At 38.7% G+C, this 18,702-nt stretch carries 15 protein-coding genes; 7 read left to right on the top strand and 8 right to left on the bottom strand.

The genetic code is table 11. The features are described 5' to 3' along the window. Nucleotides 1-266: 266 nt before the first annotated feature. On the top strand, nt 267-527 hold the full coding sequence (locus tag ACRWSG_RS15950; protein ID WP_462166711.1) for a hypothetical protein: 261 nt from the start codon (nt 267-269) through the stop codon (nt 525-527). 255 nt (nt 528-782) lie between these two features. Here the strand turns inward: ACRWSG_RS15950 and ACRWSG_RS15945 are convergent, their stop codons facing one another. Next, nucleotides 783-1,601 carry a hypothetical protein gene (locus ACRWSG_RS15945; RefSeq protein WP_462166710.1) on the bottom strand — a complete coding sequence of 273 codons (819 nt, stop codon included), beginning with the start codon at nt 1,599-1,601 and terminating at the stop codon, nt 783-785. Nucleotides 1,602-2,042: 441 nt separating this feature from the next. Beyond that, a complete protein-coding gene (locus ACRWSG_RS15940; protein WP_462166709.1) occupies nt 2,043-2,654 on the bottom strand; it encodes an RHS repeat-associated core domain-containing protein in 612 nt (203 codons plus the stop codon). A 99-nt stretch (nt 2,655-2,753) separates the two neighbouring features. Here ACRWSG_RS15940 and ACRWSG_RS15935 point away from each other — a divergent pair, with 99 nt between their 5' ends. Then, on the top strand, nt 2,754-4,319 hold the full coding sequence (locus ACRWSG_RS15935) for an ATP-dependent nuclease (protein ID WP_462166707.1): 1,566 nt from the start codon (nt 2,754-2,756) through the stop codon (nt 4,317-4,319). 310 nt (nt 4,320-4,629) lie between these two features. Next, nucleotides 4,630-5,334, top strand: coding sequence for a hypothetical protein (locus ACRWSG_RS15930; protein WP_462166706.1), 705 nt, complete (start codon nt 4,630-4,632; stop codon nt 5,332-5,334). Nucleotides 5,335-5,583: 249 nt separating this feature from the next. Here ACRWSG_RS15930 and ACRWSG_RS15925 read toward each other — a convergent pair whose 3' ends face one another. Together ACRWSG_RS15925 and ACRWSG_RS15920 are read right to left on the bottom strand one after the other, a co-directional pair. Continuing rightward, the gene (locus tag ACRWSG_RS15925) at nt 5,584-5,847 is read right to left on the bottom strand and encodes a tyrosine-type recombinase/integrase (RefSeq protein WP_462166965.1); all 264 of its coding nucleotides are present in this window, start codon (nt 5,845-5,847) and stop codon (nt 5,584-5,586) included. A 437-nt stretch (nt 5,848-6,284) separates the two neighbouring features. Then, nucleotides 6,285-6,533 (bottom strand): helix-turn-helix domain-containing protein, encoded by a 249-nt coding sequence (locus ACRWSG_RS15920; RefSeq protein WP_462166704.1) that lies wholly within the window; start codon nt 6,531-6,533, stop codon nt 6,285-6,287. A 141-nt stretch (nt 6,534-6,674) separates the two neighbouring features. Here ACRWSG_RS15920 and ACRWSG_RS15915 point away from each other — a divergent pair, with 141 nt between their 5' ends. The 4 genes from ACRWSG_RS15915 (at nt 6,675) to ACRWSG_RS15900 (ending at nt 9,876) form a co-directional block, all read left to right on the top strand. Next, entirely contained in the window at nt 6,675-7,193 is a 519-nt protein-coding gene (locus tag ACRWSG_RS15915; protein ID WP_462166703.1) for a hypothetical protein, read from the top strand. Between the two features lie 3 nt (nt 7,194-7,196). Then, nucleotides 7,197-8,684: a DEAD/DEAH box helicase gene (locus tag ACRWSG_RS15910; protein WP_462166702.1), complete on the top strand. Its 1,488-nt coding sequence runs from the start codon at nt 7,197-7,199 to the stop codon at nt 8,682-8,684. Nucleotides 8,685-8,700: 16 nt separating this feature from the next. Continuing rightward, nucleotides 8,701-8,874: a hypothetical protein gene (locus ACRWSG_RS15905; protein ID WP_462166701.1), complete on the top strand. Its 174-nt coding sequence runs from the start codon at nt 8,701-8,703 to the stop codon at nt 8,872-8,874. Nucleotides 8,875-9,507: 633 nt separating this feature from the next. Continuing rightward, a complete protein-coding gene (locus ACRWSG_RS15900; protein ID WP_462166700.1) occupies nt 9,508-9,876 on the top strand; it encodes an LPD1 domain-containing protein in 369 nt (122 codons plus the stop codon). Here ACRWSG_RS15900 and ACRWSG_RS15895 read toward each other — a convergent pair. The 4 genes from ACRWSG_RS15895 to ACRWSG_RS15880 all read right to left on the bottom strand — a co-directional run bounded on the left by ACRWSG_RS15895 (nt 9,842) and on the right by ACRWSG_RS15880 (nt 18,460). Then, complete coding sequence (locus ACRWSG_RS15895) at nt 9,842-12,337, bottom strand: EAL domain-containing protein (RefSeq protein WP_462166699.1); 2,496 nt, start codon at nt 12,335-12,337, stop codon at nt 9,842-9,844. The genes ACRWSG_RS15900 and ACRWSG_RS15895 overlap by 35 nt on opposite strands. A gap of 132 nt (nt 12,338-12,469) precedes the next feature. Then, nucleotides 12,470-13,057: a dCTP deaminase gene (gene dcd / locus ACRWSG_RS15890; protein ID WP_138615771.1), complete on the bottom strand. Its 588-nt coding sequence runs from the start codon at nt 13,055-13,057 to the stop codon at nt 12,470-12,472. Nucleotides 13,058-13,285: 228 nt separating this feature from the next. After that, nucleotides 13,286-16,237: a TonB-dependent receptor gene (locus ACRWSG_RS15885; protein ID WP_462166697.1), complete on the bottom strand. Its 2,952-nt coding sequence runs from the start codon at nt 16,235-16,237 to the stop codon at nt 13,286-13,288. Nucleotides 16,238-16,315: 78 nt separating this feature from the next. Continuing rightward, the gene (locus ACRWSG_RS15880) at nt 16,316-18,460 is read right to left on the bottom strand and encodes a family 16 glycosylhydrolase (RefSeq protein ID WP_462166695.1); all 2,145 of its coding nucleotides are present in this window, start codon (nt 18,458-18,460) and stop codon (nt 16,316-16,318) included. Nucleotides 18,461-18,702: the final 242 nt, after the last annotated feature.

The raw sequence follows: 18,702 nt of genomic DNA, 5'->3' as shown, positions 1-18,702 counted from the left end.
GCTTTTTTTCATTATTGTGTCGGATATTTGTTATTAATAGTGCTATTTTTCACTATTGTGAATAATCACTAATTGAACTCAGCTTCCATATTCGATCATTCTTTCTTGCCCGTAGGGTGAATATTGCAATTGAAAAAAGCATCACGTTATCAAGCTAAGTAGACCTACTTTCGACCTCTCTAATGATAATCACGCGAAAAAAGCTATCGTTCAAGTAAACTGTTTGCCCATAATTTGGGGCCTTCAATAATTTCGGTGGAAACGACATGCTGACAATTTACATCGACATGGACGATGTGTTGTGTAACTACTCTTCAAAAATAAAAGATCACAGTCAAAAAAATCCTGATAATCCTTTTCCGCCAAGTTTACCAGGCTTTTTTCGAAGCTTAGAACCAAAGGATGGCGCTTTAGCAGCAGTAGAACAGTTAAGAAAACAAACGAATGTTGAAGTCTACATACTTACCGCACCATCAACGAAAAACCCTTTGTCGTATACAGAAAAAAGACTTTGGGTCGAAGATTAATTCGGTTACGAAAAGACCCACAACCTAATCATTTACAGTCACAAAGGTTTACTAAAAGGCAATATATTGATTGACGACCACGCCAGCGTTAGAGGCCAAGAATTCTTTGAAGGGCAACTCATTCACTTTGGGCATAAAGAGTATCCCAATTGGGAAGCTATATTAATGAACTTGCCCATTTAGAGCAGCAATTCTTGAGTTAAGGCAATAGAGCTATTGTTTAGCTACCGCCAAAACTATATGTCTTTGCTTTTTTCATCTGGCTTTGTTGCTGTAGCGATTTCTAATAACTCTGATTGCTTCACCTGTTGCAATTTTGATGTCTGGTAAATCAAGGACAACGTTAATAATATCTGCCATTGCTTCATTACTAAATCGAAAGTTGGTTGGTAAATCATTTATTTCATCAAACTTTTCGTCAAAAGCGATTACGTAGTCTTTAAAGTCAGACTGCCGCCCATTAATTACATGCTCTGGAAATTGACAATGCGTGGGATAAGGTTGCGCTTCTTCGAACTGTCCTATAGCTGATACCAAGTCGGCCAAACTCGGCCAGTATTTCAGGTCGTATTGATAAGTCAGTGATTTTAGTTTTTCTGATACGTGAGATTCATATAAATAATTGCCCTCGCTAGCCATATCAAATAAGCCGTCAATAAACTGATACTCTGGCTTGGAAAAGCCACTAGTTTCGAAAAGTTCTGCTCGTTTACGGAGCTTAGATGCTAGCTCAGATGCTAATTCAACAATATCTTCCCCAAGATCATTTAGCTCCTTAAATTCACTTCGAGCTTTCATAACATCATTTTTACTGAAATCTGCACTAAACCAAATATGCTCAAGTATTAACCAGATGTAAGAATTCTCAGGTGGATAACCTTCAAATTTATCAGCGTAACCAAATCTATCAATTAACTCGCTAAATGGACGTTTTAACTCTTCTGCACGTTCAATCATTCGTTCCAAGATAGGCCAGTAACTCATCCAAATAGATTGTTCACCTTGATAACTTTCCAGCTCTCGTTGAACAAAAGCTTTGCAAAAATCTGTCGGGGTGTTTTTTGGTAATGTCATTTTTATGTTTCCTTATTTAAGTTTTCCAACAGCATATCTGCCCACTATGACTCCGTCCGTATCTAAAGAAAAAATTATTGTTCACCTTGAGAATCGAAGCATAAAAAAGCCCCGCATTAGCGAGGCTCAGCTTCAAATAAGCGATTAATTTATAACCCCGATAATTTGAAAGCTTAGCAATAATCCCCATGCAAATAGAAGGGCCAAGTTTATTCCCATCAGAGCTTTTTTTAATTTCGATTTAAGAAAATAACCAGCGCTTAAAGTAACTAATATCAAGGAAACAACACTTCTAATGGTGCTAATCTGAAGAAATAATAGCTGATCATGCTCTCAATTTTTTTATAGCATCTCGGACATGTCTATAGATTCTAATGAAAAGTAACCCACAGAACATATCGTACCGATAAAAACCACTAGTAAAATAAGCTTTTGCATTTTTTATCTATCATCCTGTTCTTTGAGCTTTTGGGATTCTATACGGCCAGACACATTAACAACTTTTAATTGCCCAAACCTTGTTGACGATTCTGTTTTATCGGAGAAAGAATTTCTTGATTTACTATCAACAGTAACTTCAGAAGTTTGTGTTTGTTCTAACTTACTTTCAACACTAGACCAGCCCTCTTCACTTTCAGCCGCAATACCCCCTATTGTGCATCCTGGTTTATGCAACCTGAATAAGTCTCTACCAGTTGCATCATGAGTGTCATCGCCATAAGTTGCATCACGAGGCTCAAGCCTATAAAAACCATCTCTTGGTGTATGTAAAATATCATATGTACCTGGCTCTATTGGCGCACCAAAAGGTTTGCCACCTGACTCAGCATTTATAACAATTCTTTCTTTGGTATCCCTATCCCTCATACTCAATTTACCAGTTGCATTGTTGGATACAGCTCGTACTTCTCTACCATCGGGGTCTATGTATTTATACGGATTATTATTAGCGTATGCATATCTATTAAAGTTATGTACATTAGTAAATCCAACTGGATCATTAGAATAGAAACGCCCGATAACTGGATCATAGTTTCGTGCCTGCATATACATTAGTTACATATACAATCCAACAAGCCTAGTTTTAACTATCTGGTTATTAATAACAATGATAAAGTACGTTTAGACATTAAGCTTACAGGGAGTTGGTTTGTGAAAACTATACAGAAGATAAAACTATTCAATTTTAAAAGGTTTAGTGAGTTTGAAGTTGAGTTTACTGAAGATTTAAACGTTCTCATTGGTGATAATGAAGCAGGGAAAAGTACGCTGCTGACAGCTATCGAGTTGGTTATTAGTGGGAGTAGAAATAAAGTAGACGTAATTGGGCTAGAGAGTATTTTCAATAAGAACATTACCAATCAGTTTCTAGCTGGGGATAAAAGCGTTGTTAATCTTCCTGTCGTTATAGTCGAACTTTACCTGTCCGAACAACATAACCCAGACATTCACGGGAAAAATAACTCTGATGGAACAGCATCTGATGGCCTTCGACTAACCTGTGAGCCAAATGAAGATTTACTTGCTGAAATGCAACAAGTGCTGGCTCAGGATTCAGATAATTTTCCTTACGAATATTATTCAGTTAAATTCACTACATTCGCAGGTGAGTCTTATACTGGCTACCGCAAATTTATCAAACACTTATCATTAGATAGCTCACAAATAAATAGTGAATATGCTACAAGAGAGTATATAAAAACAGTATACGAATCGGTCTTAGAACACCCTGAACGAATCAACTTAAGAAACCTATATCGGCAGCAAAAATCAGACTTTAAGGATGAACATCTTAAAGGTGTAAATGACCGATTAAATGATTATCAGTTTGCTATCCGCTCTAACTCACGAGCAAACCTAGAAACAGACGTCATAATTACGGAAGATGATGTCCCATTAGAAAATAGGGGTAAGGGTCGTCAATGTTTTATTAAGACTGAGTTCGCACTAAAACGCTACGGGGTTGAGCTAGACATTGATACTCTGCTACTTGAAGAGCCAGAGAACCATCTTAGCCACACCAATATGAAAAAGTTAGTGACCAGAATAGCAGAATCACAAGCAAAACAGATATTCATCGCAACCCATAGCAACCTAATTACTTCAAGGCTAGACCTTCGAAAATCGATTCTACTTAATAGCACATCACAAAGACCTGTCCTGTTAAAAGATTTACCTGCTGATACGGCTAAATTTTTTATGAAAGCACCTGACAACAACATATTAGAATTCATATTGTCGTCCAAAGTTATACTTGTTGAAGGTGATGCCGAGTATATTTTGATTGATGCAATTTATAGCAATGTAACTGGCTCTTCATTGGAAGCAGATGACGTGCATGTCATATCTGTTGGTGGCACTAGTTTTAAACGCTATTTAGATTTAGCCATGCTACTGAATATTAAAACTGCTGTGATCAGGGATAACGATGGGGACGCACAAGTTAATTGCATTGAGAATTATGCAGATTACACTGCTGACAACATTAAGATCTTCTTTGACACAAATAATAGTAATTCCACATTTGAAATTTGCTTCTATGAGTTAAACACTGCTGTTTGCGAAGAGTTATTCGCACCAGGCAGGAGAACACTATCAGTTCAGGATTATATGCTAAAAAACAAGGCTGACTGCGCATATGAACTACTAGATAAAAAGTCTGAACAAATCCAGTCACCTAAATATATTACAGAGGCTCTGCAATGGATAAGAGAGTAATATTTGCAGTTGCAGGTTCTGGCAAAACCAGTCATATCATAAACAGTATAGAAATTGACTCTAGAGTATTGCTCATCACGTATACTGACAATAACTTAGCCAACTTAAAAAGCAGGGTTATTAAAAAGTTCGGTAAAATACCATCAGGGGTGAAGATTTACTCCTATTTCACTTTTCTCTATAAGTTTTGTGTAAAACCTATACTAGGTTTAGAGAATAAGGAAAAAGGAATAAACTGGGATGTACCTCCGTATTCACTCTCCGACTAGCAAGAACTAATCCTAAATTTTATATTGATAGACACAAAAGGTTGTATCACAACAGAATAGCCAAATATCTTGAATTTCATGGGGTTATAGAAGAAGTTATCGAGCGGCTCGAAAAGTATTTCGACCTTATATGCATTGACGAAGTTCAAGATTTTGGTGGTCATGATTTTAACCTTCTTTGTTCACTTGCCTCTGCAAGAACAGATTTTCTAATGGTCGGGGACTATTTCCAACATACTTTTGACACAAGCAGAGATGGTAATATTAATGCTAATTTGCACAAAGACTATCAAAAATATAAAGGTAAGTTCGAAGCTGCTGGTCTAGTGGTTGATGAAGAGCTGTTATCTAATAGCTTCAGGTGTAGCCCTACCGTATGCCAATTTGTTTCGAACGATATGGGTATAGCTATTGGGTCAAATCGAACTGACAATACACCTATAGAGTTCGTTGAGTGTAAAGATAAAGCAAATCATATATTTAATTGCAACAATACAATTAAGTTATTTTATCAGTCGAGCAATCGCTACCCTGGCGTGACTAATAATTGGGGTGCAACAAAGGGGCAAGATTGTTACAACGATGTATGCGTTGTTTTAAACCCGACCACTTTAAAAAGGTTTCGGGAAGGTGCTTTACCAGAACTACCACAGCAAACGAAGAATAAACTATATGTAGCAATAACAAGAACTAAGGGCAGTTTATACTTAGTCCCAGAAAACCTATACAGGGAATTTAGGATATAAGGCTATCGTTTCTCTACAGTAATTAATCAAATAAGCCACTATCGCTTTGTGCAGATGGGTGGGTATCAGAATACACAGCACTCAATTTTGCTCTGCTAACATGGGTATATATTTGGTGGTGGATATGTCGGCGTGTCCCAGTTATTCATGGACATGTATTAGGTCTGCATCATTTTCAAGCATCTCGGTTGCTGTTGAGTGTCGATACAGGTGACAAGCTCCAGGGCGTTCGATGCCAGCTAACTTGACCTATTGAGATGCCATATCAGAAAGTTTGCCTAATTTATAACGTTTACCATTGTTGTTAAGAAACAATGAGTTACCAGAGCCAATAAAGGCGAACATTGGCCTAATCTTGCCAATATATAGAACTAGCCACTCCAATGCTCGTTTACTGATGGGTATTAGCCTTTCTCGCTTCCCTTTGCCATGTACTCGAATTAGCTCGTTCTGAAAGTCAAAATCGTCTAAATTGAGCTTTATGAGTTCCCCTCCGCGTATCCCATTGAACACATCCCAAAATGGTCGATTAAACAAAGGATTAAAAGTATGAAACCTTATTTGGCTGTTAAAAAAGCTCAATAACACTCGGACATACGCAAACAAAAGGCAATTCCTTATTTAGGCACTGCTGTTAGTCATAGTTTCTTACTTACGTTTAAAAAGTAAATACCTGTAATTGAATTTTTTCTGGATGATCTAGAAAGGTAAAATAATTGTCTTTTTTGATTTAATTTTAAATCAGTGTTCCAACTACTTTGGTTTGAGAGTTCCAACTAAAACGTTTCGCTGTTCCAGATAGGGAAGATCTGATGGTTCAATTAACCGGACTATGCATTTGTGATTGAGTGAATAATGAATAATGATGATTAGTGGTTCATTTTAGGATATATCAAAACTCAAAGCGTGAGGATAACATTCAAATATGAACTTTAGTCATTGCATAAAAGTTATTTTATTTTTACGCCATTAACCTCTGGAAGTATTTCTGAGAGCGGGCATTCAAGTGCTGCGGCTAACGCATAGACTTTAGCAAGTGTGATTTTATAAGAACCGCTTTCTATTTTACTTAAGTAACTTCTATCGAGATTAGCTTTACCGCAAAGGTCTTCTTGTTTCATACCTAATTTAGCTCTGGCTGCTCTTAAATTTCTTCCAAATTGAATAGCTAAATCATTATCAAAATTTTCGTCACTCACTTGTGGTTTCCTTCAAATAAAAGGATATATGTTCCCACGTTGTCAACTGTAAATGTATAGAGTATACTCCACACTAAGTTGCATATACTCCACATTTGGTAGCATATACTCTAAATTTAGGTGCTTGAATTGGATTAATTAATGGATAGCTCAACCTTTAATCAGATTTTAGTTTTAAAAAACATAGATCATTTCTCGGCTGTCGAGATTAGAACTGCTTATCTTTCTATCAAAAGGGATGAGGGGTTAGATCCTGCTTCTGTCCGACGTTTTATATATGAAGAGCTTTTAAAATTAGTTAAAAGAGGTTGGTTGAAAAAAAGAACATCAGCTAAGAAAGGGGTTACTCGTTATATAAAAACTGAACAATTTGATCATGATTATCTAAAAGATTTAACTAGATCTAAAGAGGTTATAAATTTAAGCGATGCTGATGAGTCAAACTATTTTAAAACGTTAGCTAACCGATTAAATCAATATAATTCTGAGCTTCTTGAGGGGTTAGGTGCTGTGAATGAATATATTGCACTTAAAGATATTTACCCTGAAAGATATGCCGCATTAAAGCAACGTTACATGGCAGTGCAGGAAAACAACCATATCTTAAAAGGGAAAATTTCAGTTTTAAACGAACTTATTAAATCAATAAATGAGAACTAATAAATGAAACTAAGAAATTGGCAGTCAGAGTGCATTCACTCTGCAATTTCTAAATATAAGTCAAAGAAGCACTTTTTAGCACTTGCTACTCCTGGTGCTGGCAAAACAGTTATGACCTCTGTATTAGCTAAATTAATGTATGACCAAGGTGACATTGATCTTGTACTTTGCTTTTCTCCTTCATCAATCGTCGCGCATGACTTTAGTGAAGCGTTAGGTGAACAATTCGACGCTCATTTTGATGGAACCATTGGCGCATTGGGTAATTCATTCACTTATCAGGCATTGAGCACTCTAGACAATAAGGTCTGGCGCTTATTTAAAAAGTATCGCGTGTTCGTGATCTTTGATGAGATCCATCATTGTGCAGGTTCAAATGTAAAAGATGCTAACTCTTGGGGTAAGCCGATCATAACAACGATTAAAGAAAAAGCGGCTTACACAATCGCATTAACTGGCACCCCGTGGCGATCTGATGCGCTACCAATCGCACTTGCGGAATACTGTAATCAGTCAGAGCAAATACAATGTGATTACGTATATGGCTTAAAACAAGCGATTGCAGACAATGTATGCCGAATACCACAAGTAGTCGCATTAGATAATGACCAGATTACTGTTGTTGAGGGTGATGAAACGAGTCACTTCACAAGCTTTATAGACCTGCTATCACAATCAATTATTCCATATTCTGAGATTGTGACAAACACGAGCGTGATAGAGCAACTACTAATTCACTCTAGTCATAGGCTAAATGAGCTTCGAGCCATAAATAAAGAAGCAGGTGGGTTAATCGTTGCCTCCTCCATTGCTCATGCATGGCAGATACAGCTAATTTTAAAGCAGGCTATTGGAGAAAGTGCTGTTGTTGTCACGAGTGATGAAGGCAACGGAAATGATCTAATTAGATCTTTTAGATATAACCAAGATAAGTGGATCATCAGTGTTGGAATGATATCAGAAGGCACGAATATCCCACGCCTTCAGGTGTGCTGTTACCTTTCAAACGTGAAAACAGAAATGAATTATCGGCAAGTAATGGGACGTATACTGCGCATTACTGATGCACCAAATCAGCAGGCAATTCTATTTATCCCAGCAGAGCCAAAACTTGTTGAGTATGCTTACCGCGTGGCGCAAGACATCCCTGATGAATTAGCAAAAGTAAAATTCGCTCAGATGGATGAAGAGATAATCACTGAAGCGCCTGTGTTGAGTGAAAGCGACGATATTCTTAATGGTGACAGTCATAAAATTACTAATGTTACTAAACCTACTATCAGTATTGGTGATGCAATCATTAATGCTGATGAAAGTCTAACGCCATTTAATGATATGCCACCAAGTGACGTAGCTATTGCCACCGATAAGATCATGGGAATATTTGGTAAGTTTAACCACAAAGAGCTTGAAATTGACGGCTTCGATCAACTGTTCATCTCCGAGCAATCAATGGCAAAACTCAACAAGCTTAGCTCTGAAGTATTTTAGAAAAATTGGTGTGTTTATGATTCACAAAGCTCATGGCTGGGTAGTTTTAAAATTTACTAGCAAAGCAGAAGTGTATTTTAAAATATTCGCAAGCTGGCGCGGTGGCTATTTAGATGGCGATTCTTGGAGACTCAGCTCTGGTTCTAATAAGCCTCCCGCTTTATCTGATTGTGGAAAGTATTGGATTTAACATCAAGAATCTGGTTCGTGTTATCACCTTTCAGTTCATGGTGAAGATGGATATTCATTTTATACCGCTCAAATACTAGCAAGTATTATTATTCAATCTGGAGAAAATGATGTGCTCATTGAAAGAGTGAAGTTATCCTCAATATTAAATTAACTTAGTTTCGTGTTTACAGATTTGTTCTCAAAACATAGTGATTAGAGGGGTAACTTTGTGAAGCTTTTAGTGTGAAAATGGGATTGTAGATACCAATAAACAAAGCTTTTTATTTTTTAATAAAATATTCTTGTATGACAAGGCAAGATCCAGCGTTATCGTTGCAAGAACTTCGAAAAAACCTTTATAGCGACAATTGGTGAGTGAACGCCACTGCTGTACAGTTGAACTGTGTTCAGGTTTTTATAGTTACATGCGAATTCAATTAAAATGACTACATTCATAATGAGTAACACATTCTTTTTTTTTGTATACCGTATTCAGACCTATGCATGGGGTCAGGTTTTTTCTGAATACAGCTAATTCTACAGAGGCTATATTCTATCTATGGTTTATCGTATGGTCAGAAATAATCTCTTATATTTGGGGCACGCTTTTGACCATCATATTTGTCAGCATTTATTTAGCGGCAGAAAGAGCATGCAATTCTGTTCGGCGCTGTGGCTAGAACAGTCACCAGACTTGAGTCATCCACTTAATCAACGCTTAAATGAGTTTTATCATCAGGTATTTTTAGATAACTCTGGTAAAAATCCAAATGAATTCGTAAAACAATCTATCGCTTTTGATAAGCAAGTAAAGCAACTTTATATGAGTATGCCTGAGGAACTAGCTGCCCGCTGTTTTGAAAAGTGTATTAGCGTCCACCCTAACATCAAAAATAGCTTTTTAGTGAGTGGCTTATCGAAAAGTGGCTTAATCTACCCGGATGAGCAGCATACGATGAATTGTTTTGAAGCCTTGCTTAAATATTTTAATCAGCTAGGTTCGCTGTTGCATCAAGATTAAGGTCAAGTTTTTGCACCTTGCTTATCCAGTCTAAATAATCATCTGCAGCAAGGGGTTTTGAAAAATAATATCCCTGTCCAAACTGGCAACCATAGCTTTGTAACATAGCGAGGCTTTGCTCATCTTCAATACCCTCAGCAACAACATGTGCACCTAAAGTAGTGGCGATATCACAGGTTGCCTTACAGATACTTTGATCATTAACCGAAAACGGCAGATTTAACACAAATTGTTTATCTATTTTGACTTCATCAAAACCAAGTTGGCTTAAATAGGCAAGTGATGAGTAGCCTGTACCGAAATCATCAATAGCGAGTTTTAAACCTATTAAACGGTAATCATCAAGCATGGCTTTAATTTTTTTACTTTCTTCTAAGGTCGCTGATTCAGTGAGCTCTAACATCACTGATTCAGCCGCCACATTTTGCTCATTTAAAATGGTAATTAGCAGCACAGGTAAATTTTTATTTAATAAATCCTTTGCAGAAATATTGATGGAAATAACATGATCGGGTATCAGTTTGCAAAACTTCGCTTGCCATTCAACCCCCTTTTCAACGACCCACTCTGTTAGCTGATTGATCACCCCTGCTGACTCTGCAATTGGAATAAATATCTCAGGATTAACAATACCAAAAATTGGATGTGTCCAGCGCAGTAATGCTTCACAGCCAACTACTTTGCCCGTTTTCAAACATATCTGCGGTTGAAAGTGCAAACTTAGCTGATTTTCATCAATCGCAATTTTAAGCGCTGCCGCAATGGATAACCTTTGTTCAGAAAGCCGCGCACTTTCTGAGTCGAACATACGCCAACGTTCACCTTGTAGGCGCTTTTCAGTCATTGCTTGTATTGCACATTGCAATATTTGTTTCGCGGTATTGCCATGCATCGGGTAATAAGCAACACCAATATCAACACGGTCGACTAAGTTAATTTCTTCATGAGTAAATCCCTCTTCAAACACACCATGGATCATGCAGGCAAATTGCTCAATATGGCTTAATTCTAGTTCACCCAAGATCAAACACCCAAATGTACTATCGTCAATATGAGCAAGCCATGTGCTTCTGGTGGCTTGAACTTCCAACTTTAATGTATTCATGGTCTGCATCTGAATGTTTAATATACTTAGTTTTTCATTGATACAAATATTAGCTTGCTCAAACCCAAAGGTAGAACGTGCATTTGAGAGTACATGAGGTTTAAATAATAAAACTGAAAAATGTTGCTTTTGCGACACTTTTTTCATCATTTGCGCGAGTAAAAATTGTTTATTTGGTAGCTTCGTATCCGCATCGTGCAGCATCGAATAACTAAATGCTGAAATTTGCTGACGGTCTTTTAATAACAGTACGGAGCAGATCGCCAATGATGTGAGCAATAAAATGGTGTTATGAATTCCATGGTAGCCAATACCAAATCCATTCCATAAAAACAGACTTAACACCTGAATAACAATAATTAGAAGCATAAAAATACGCAGATGAGTACGATTACCCTTACGCTTAATCAAACTATAAAATATTACAGGGGCAAAGCACAAAAAGCCCAAACAGCTGACTATAAATAACCACTGACGATTAAAATGAGGCAATAGTGATGACAATAAAGCTGCACTGAATAAACACAGCATCATTGCTTGCCAGGCCTTTTTAAACTTTGCTGTATAGGTATGGATCGCTAAAAAATGATATAAAAAATAGCTCACAAAACATAATGCGAACTCATTAACAGGCCATTTAGATTCCCAATTAAAACCACCAATTAGATAATTTATTAATCTGTTATCGATTAAAAACCCAATGGTGACCAATATAAAATAGGCATTTAGGACTAAGTATTTTGTTCGCTGGGATACAAAAAAGTAAACACCACAAACAAACATACACAAAATCAGCCCCCCTAAAATCGCACCGTAACTCAAAATAGTTTGATGTAAGTCAACTTCAAAACTTTTTGCTGTTTCGACACCTAGTTCTAATGTTAGAGATCTTTTGTGCACAAAGTTAACTAGCGCCCAGCGAGCTCCTTGGCTGTGCTCTATTAACCAATGAGGTCGCACATTCGATAAACTATCTAGAGAAGCAAGCCACTGATCATTGGTGGACTGATAATTTTCATCTAACAGATAAAACTTTGCCCACGTTAAGTTAGGCTCACTAAGATAAACAACATAGTTTTTATTTTCAGGCAATTGCTGTAAATCGATTATTAACCAATAAGAGGTTTGTGCTGCGAGGCGAACCGTATTGTTTTCTAAAGCATTTAAAGGCTCAGCATTTTGCAGTGATACTTCGAGGGTCTGACTAAGTTTGGCTAAAGGCTGTTCTGAATCAAGTACCCATACCGGTAAGTTATTGCTTGCAGCATTAATACTGGCACTATGAAGCAATACGCAGCCCAGTAAAACGAGCAAATTTTTTATAACCTGATGGATCAGCTTGCCAATAAAGTGCATTTTAGCTCCGTGCTTTAAACACCAGCTAAAAGTATGGGATGAATACGCTTAAATTGCCAATTTATGAGAATGCAAATAAGTAAAAAGTTTAACAAATAATGAGATGTGGCCCAAAGACCACATGTTGAAGGATTATTTATTATCGTCACTAATGCGGCTTGCTACTGCCGTATTTTGATCTTTATATTTAGCATCTTTACGCGTGTTATAAGGGTTCTGTGCTGGGCTTGTCATGGTTTCAAAACTCATGGCACCAATTTTCATCATTGGACGAAGCGCAAGTGGCAGCTTGCCTGAGTTATAAAACTCTAAAACGATATTACCCGACCAACCTGGATCAATACGATGCGCTGTTACATGTACCATCAAACCAAGGCGTGCTAACGACGAGCGACCATCTAACCAACCAACAATATCTGCTGGTAAAGTAACTTTTTCATGAGTAATAGCCAATGCTAATTCACCTGGATGAAGGAAAAAAGCTTCTTCTTCATCAAGCACAATTTCATCACTCATGATTGATTCCATTGCCTTATTAAGCTGATCTTTAGGGCCACTTAAATCAACATACGCAGCAGTATGATCCTGGAAAACACGAAACTTATTGCCCAAACGCAGGTCAACCGTGACACCCGAGATCATTTCATTACTTGGTGCTGGCTCTATAACAATGCGGCCTTCGTCAATATATTGCTGAATATGGGTATCTGATAATCTCATTTATTATTCTACCTAAACAACTTAAACATTTGATTTAAAGTTGGAAAAAACGATAACTTTAACAAAAAACACAAACCTTTTGCGTCTACGAAAAGCTAATTATAGTGGACTTAGTGAGGCATATATTACACAAATCAACAGTGCGTTGCTTCAATAATTATTAATTAATTAAAATAGATAATAAAAAGCCGCTCAACGAGCGGCTTTTGTTCCTTTTGAGATCACATATTAAAAGCTATAACGGGCACCGATTGTGTAACGTGGTCCATATTGACGAGCAAATAAGAACTGCTCTTCGTAACGGCCATAGCCACGCTCAGTTTCGTTGTTAAGGTTTATACCTTCAAAGAAAACAGTCGTGTTTTCGTTAATGTCGTAGTTAACACTCAAGTCCCACTGACCATATGTATCGCCAAATTGTGGCGGCGCATCAGATGAGCCTTGTGCTTGACCAACACCAATTAAGTAAGAGTCACGCCATGCGTAAGTCACTTTCACAGATAAACCATCTTTATCGTAAAAAGCTTGGAAGTTAGCTGAGTCACTTAAGCCAGATAAAGGAGCTTGTTGAGTCAAACTTGCTACATCAAATTCAACATCACCATCAACAAACGTAGCATTAACCCCTAAACCAAAGCCGCTTTCACCAAATAAGTGTTGAACAGCTAGTTCAAAGCCATCAACTGATTTACTATCCGTGTTTTGTGGTTGAGAAATATTCCATACCATCAGTGGATCAGAACTCGTTGGTTCAATAGCACCATCCGCATTACCATAACCTAATGCCAGCATTTCATTGAACACAGCGTCACTTGTAGCTTGCTCACCACGAGCTTCTACAGATGCCACAGCTTCAAGGTAACGAGGACCATTTAAGATATCGTATAAACCATCAATGGTTGTTTCAGTTATTTGCGTTTGAATAAAGTTATCTACGTCTTTTTTGAAGTAACCAACCGAAGCATAGCTACCTTCGCCGTAGTAATATTCAAGGGATAAATCGAGGTTAGTTGATTCAAATGGCAACAGATCAGTATTACCTTGGCTACCTGTACGCGAACCTGGTTTCGGGCTACCCGTTAAGCTACGGTCACCAGCCAAATTACCCAGCGGCGCACGTGCCATGGTTTTACCCCATGAAACACGACCAACAAGCTCGTCTGTAATTTCAACTTTTACGTCGATGTTCGGCAACCAGATATCATAGTTACCTTCTTCTTGATAAAAGTTATCTGTACCGCCAGTTTCGTACTGCATGATCCACTCAGATGCACTCACCCAGTTAACTTGACTTTCAACACGTTGACGAACCGTACTGGTCACATCCGTTTCTTCATAACGAAGACCTGCGTTAATCTGTACGAAGTAATCAGATAATTCAAACTCCCATAAGCTGTTCACATAGAAGCTTTGCGTTTTCTCTTCTACGTAGCTTTCACTGTCGATACCATCAAAGAATGGATCAATTGAGTATTGATTATCGCCCAATAAGTCTTCATTCAAATAAGCAAGTTGGCGCGCTAACGCTTCTTCAAAGCTATAGGTGTAATAGTAATTTGGTTCAAGGGCACTACCACCACCAGAGAATTGATCTAGCATGTCGCCTGTATCATTATAAGTGAACATGCCATCAGGGAAGATTTCGGTGAATGATGGGTTAAAACCAGGGCCGCCACGTAAGCCACTCCATGCAGTAAAACCGCCCATAGTTTGCTTAGTATTGGCAGCACCGAATTTCACTTTAACAAGTGGAATTTCAAAGCTTTCATTAAACCAGGTTGCATGAAGCTGAGCTTGCTCAACATTAGACTCACCTGGCGAGTAAATAAACTGACTGAAGTTTGAATCAATCTCACTTGGATCAAGCACCGTTGTGCCATTGTTCCAGTTAACGTAGGCATGCGGAACTTCACCAGTGCGATAATCATATACTTTGCTCTGTAACTGATCTGAGCCAAGAATGATTTGACCATCAGAACCTAAGCCATCATCTGCGCCGTTATCTGTTTCGTTTTTCGAATCGTGATAATCGAACTCAACTTTCCACTGGTCGTTAATTTGCCACTCTAGGTTTAAACCAATTGAACGTGCTTTAACTTCAGTAGTGCCACGGCTTGCTGTAAATGAACCATCATTACCACTGATATCGGCAAAAATCGCTGTACCATTTTCATCAAGCTCATAGCTGTTAATGTTACTGCCAAACTCATTCCAAATACCCCAACCCACGGTATTCACACCGGTGATTGCACGACTCGCCGTGTAATCAACCGTTGCAGTGAAGCTTTCAATTGGCGAGTACTGTAAAGTTACTTGGCCATTAGTGCGCTCACGTTCAACATCAGCAATGCTGTAGTTCATGTCTTTCGGAAAAAAATGATTACCGACACGGTTGCCTTCGCTATCGACTGCACGAGGGTCAATGTAGTCAGCTTCATCAAGGGTCGGTAAATCAACATTGGCTTGCCAACCTTGAATATTGGCGTTTTGCTGTTGAAAATCACGTTCTTGATGTGAGAATGATGCCGCAAAACCAAATGTATCATCAACATAAGTATTGCTGTACATTGCAGAAAACTCTGGGGTTACATCATCACCGGCCTCATTAGATGAATCGTGAATAGCCTTAATAGACGAGCTAAATTTCTCGCCAGGGCTATTTAATGGGCGCGTAGTAATAATATTTACCGTAGCACCTAGACCACCACTTGGTACATCTGCTTGCCCTGATTTTGCTACTTCAAGTGCACTGACACCGTCAGCGGCAATATTCTCAAGGGCGTAAGAACGGGTGTAACCCGTACCTGGCATTTGACGGCCATTCAGCATTACGAGGTTAAACTCAGGACCAAAACCACGTACCGTAATTTCGCTACCTTCGCCGTTAGAACGACTCACTGATACACCGGTAATACGTTGTAATGATTCAGCTAAGTTAGTATCTGGGAATTTACCCATCTCTTCTGCTGAAATCGCATCTACAACACCTGTTGCATCACGTTTCATATCCATGGCGCGGATCATACTGCCACGAATACCTTTAATTTCGATAACTTCAATATCGTTATCAGCTTTCTCTTGTTCATCTTGTGCATAAGCAGACATAGTGCCCAGCCCTGCAGTTAAGATCATCGCAACTGACGCTGCAAGAGGTGTTTTAATAAATTTTGTGCTTTTCATGATTTACCTGCTTTTGCAATATGTTGTCATGGATACTGGGTGCCATATTCAGCACCCATCACTTGTTGCCAATGTTAATTACGGGTTTGAAATAACTGCATTATCAATACGGAACACAGCTCCCTCACCTTGACTCCACGCAGGAAATACCATGATGACATCAATTGAACTTATGTCTAAACCGGCTTGTAACAATGAATTGACCGTAAAAGTATAGGTTTGCCACTCACCTGCAACAGGGTCAACACCTTCTATGCTGGTATTAAGGTTAACTTCAACTGCAGTACCACCATTATCAGGGCCACCACTAGATTCTACTTTAACAAACCAAGCTGCATCCGGTGTTGATGATAAAGAGGTGATCTTCATCTCAAATTGCAATACACCCTCATCAATTAAAGATGATGCATCAAATTGACTGCCACTGCCGCCTGATGTAGTACGGTTGTTAAAGCCAACAACGGTTGGTTTTGGTCCAATCGAAAATTCAGCAGTCAAACCATGTTGCTCATCATCGACGGCCTCAATAGGTGCTAAATCACCACAACAGTTCCAAAGTGGCCAATCAAGATTCATCTCGTCAGCAAAAAGAGTTAATGTTGCAGGAGGTGCATCATTTGTGATCTCTACATTATCCACACGATAAACAGCACCTTCACCTTGACCCCACGCAGAGAAAATCATGATCACATCAATCAGCGATACATTTAAACCCGCATCAGCTAATGTTTGCAGTGGGAAAGTATAAGTTTGCCATTCACCAGCAACTGGGCTAACACCTTCAGTACTTGCACTCAGGTTTAGCTCAACTGCTGTCGCACCTTCATCACTTTCGATTTTAAATAACCACGGTGCGTCAGGCGTTGATGGTAAAGACGTTACTTGCATATCAAACGTTACATAGCCGTCTTCTAACATCGCACTGGCATCATAAGGAGACGCTTCACCATTTTCATCGGTAATAAAGAGAGCACGGCTAATAAAGCCATTTACTGTAGGTTTTGCACCTACAACAAACTCAACTACATTACCACGCTCTGCATCTTCAACAAGCGCAGGTGTTGATTCACCGCAACAATCCCATGCAAGCCAGTTAGGGTTAAAACTGCTATCAAAAATAGTAAGCGGCGTTACCGTGCCATCACTTGGTGGTGTTGGAGCCGGAGCTTTGCCTTGCACAAGTGCATCGTCTAAGTTGTCGTAACCCGGGCGCACGGTTTCACAGCCTTTACCTGTGTCAGGGTCTTGTGCACATTCGTAAACACGTACATAGTCAACTTCAAAAGTTTGACCATTTTCGAATGCAGTTGCATCAACACCCAGGGCATTAACGTTTTCAGGCCAATCACCACCCACTGCGAAGTTCAGGATTAAATAAAATTCTTGATCGTAAGGAGATGCATCCCAAAAAGTCGTTAACTCTCCGGTTGTTTGATCGAAGTACTCTGAATACCAGCCTCTGTGCTTAAGTGCAATCTCATTGCCCTTCGCATCATAAAGCACTTCTGATTGGCGCTGTGTAGCATATAAATAATCATCTACGTACCAACGAATTTCCCCTTCTTGCCACTCGATAGCATAAGTATGAAAGTCATCAGCAGGATTAGAATCTTGAGCGAAGGTATAAGCTTTGCCACTGCTATCATTATTTGGCCACTCTTGGCCGTAATGTAATGTGCCGTAGATATTTGATTCTACACCGTCATCGGTTGGTACTTTTAAATTAACCGACTCAACAATGTCGATTTCACCAGAGCGAGGCCATCCACCATAAACTTCATCGGTAGGCATCATCCAAAACGCAGGCCAAGAACCTTGCCCACTAGGCAGCTTTGCGCGTACTTCAAAGCGACCATATTTAAAATCAGCTTTGTAACGAGTATTAATACGCGCAGAGGTATAAGGCTTATCAGCCCCTTCTTCCGCAGGTAACGCAACGATATTAAGAATACCGTCTGCAATAAAGGCGTTTTCTTCACTGTCGGTATAACATTGTTTTTCGTTATTACCGCCACCCGCACAGTTTATTTCGAAACTCCATTTTTTGTCATCGATAGCATCGCCATCAAAATTATCTTCCCAAACCATCACCCAGTCTGAAACAGGCTCAGTTGGGTTGACAGTATCAATTTTCGTATCTGTGGCAGAGCCGCCGCAGCCAGCTAATGTCGCTACTGAAAGCGCCATTGTAAGTTGTGTTAAGTGTGTTTTGAATCTGTTCATTGCATTGAACCCTAACATTATGTGTTTGTTAGTACTCAACTGATTTATATGAATATTATTCTAACCAGCCAATTGTAAGCGCTTACATTTAAAGGCAAATAAAAAGCCCCGTAAATGTAAGCGCTTTCATTAGACTATGACAAGGTTATTAAAACGTCAATAAAATATTAACGTTTGTGGCGATTTTGTTTTTAGATATATTTAACGAAAATGTAGGCTACATAAGGCTAAAAGAGGGGTTT

This window comes from Pseudoalteromonas sp. GB43 (genome assembly GCF_054923805.1).
Note: the sequence above shows the minus strand (reverse complement) of the source record. Positions and strands in the feature narration are given on the sequence as shown.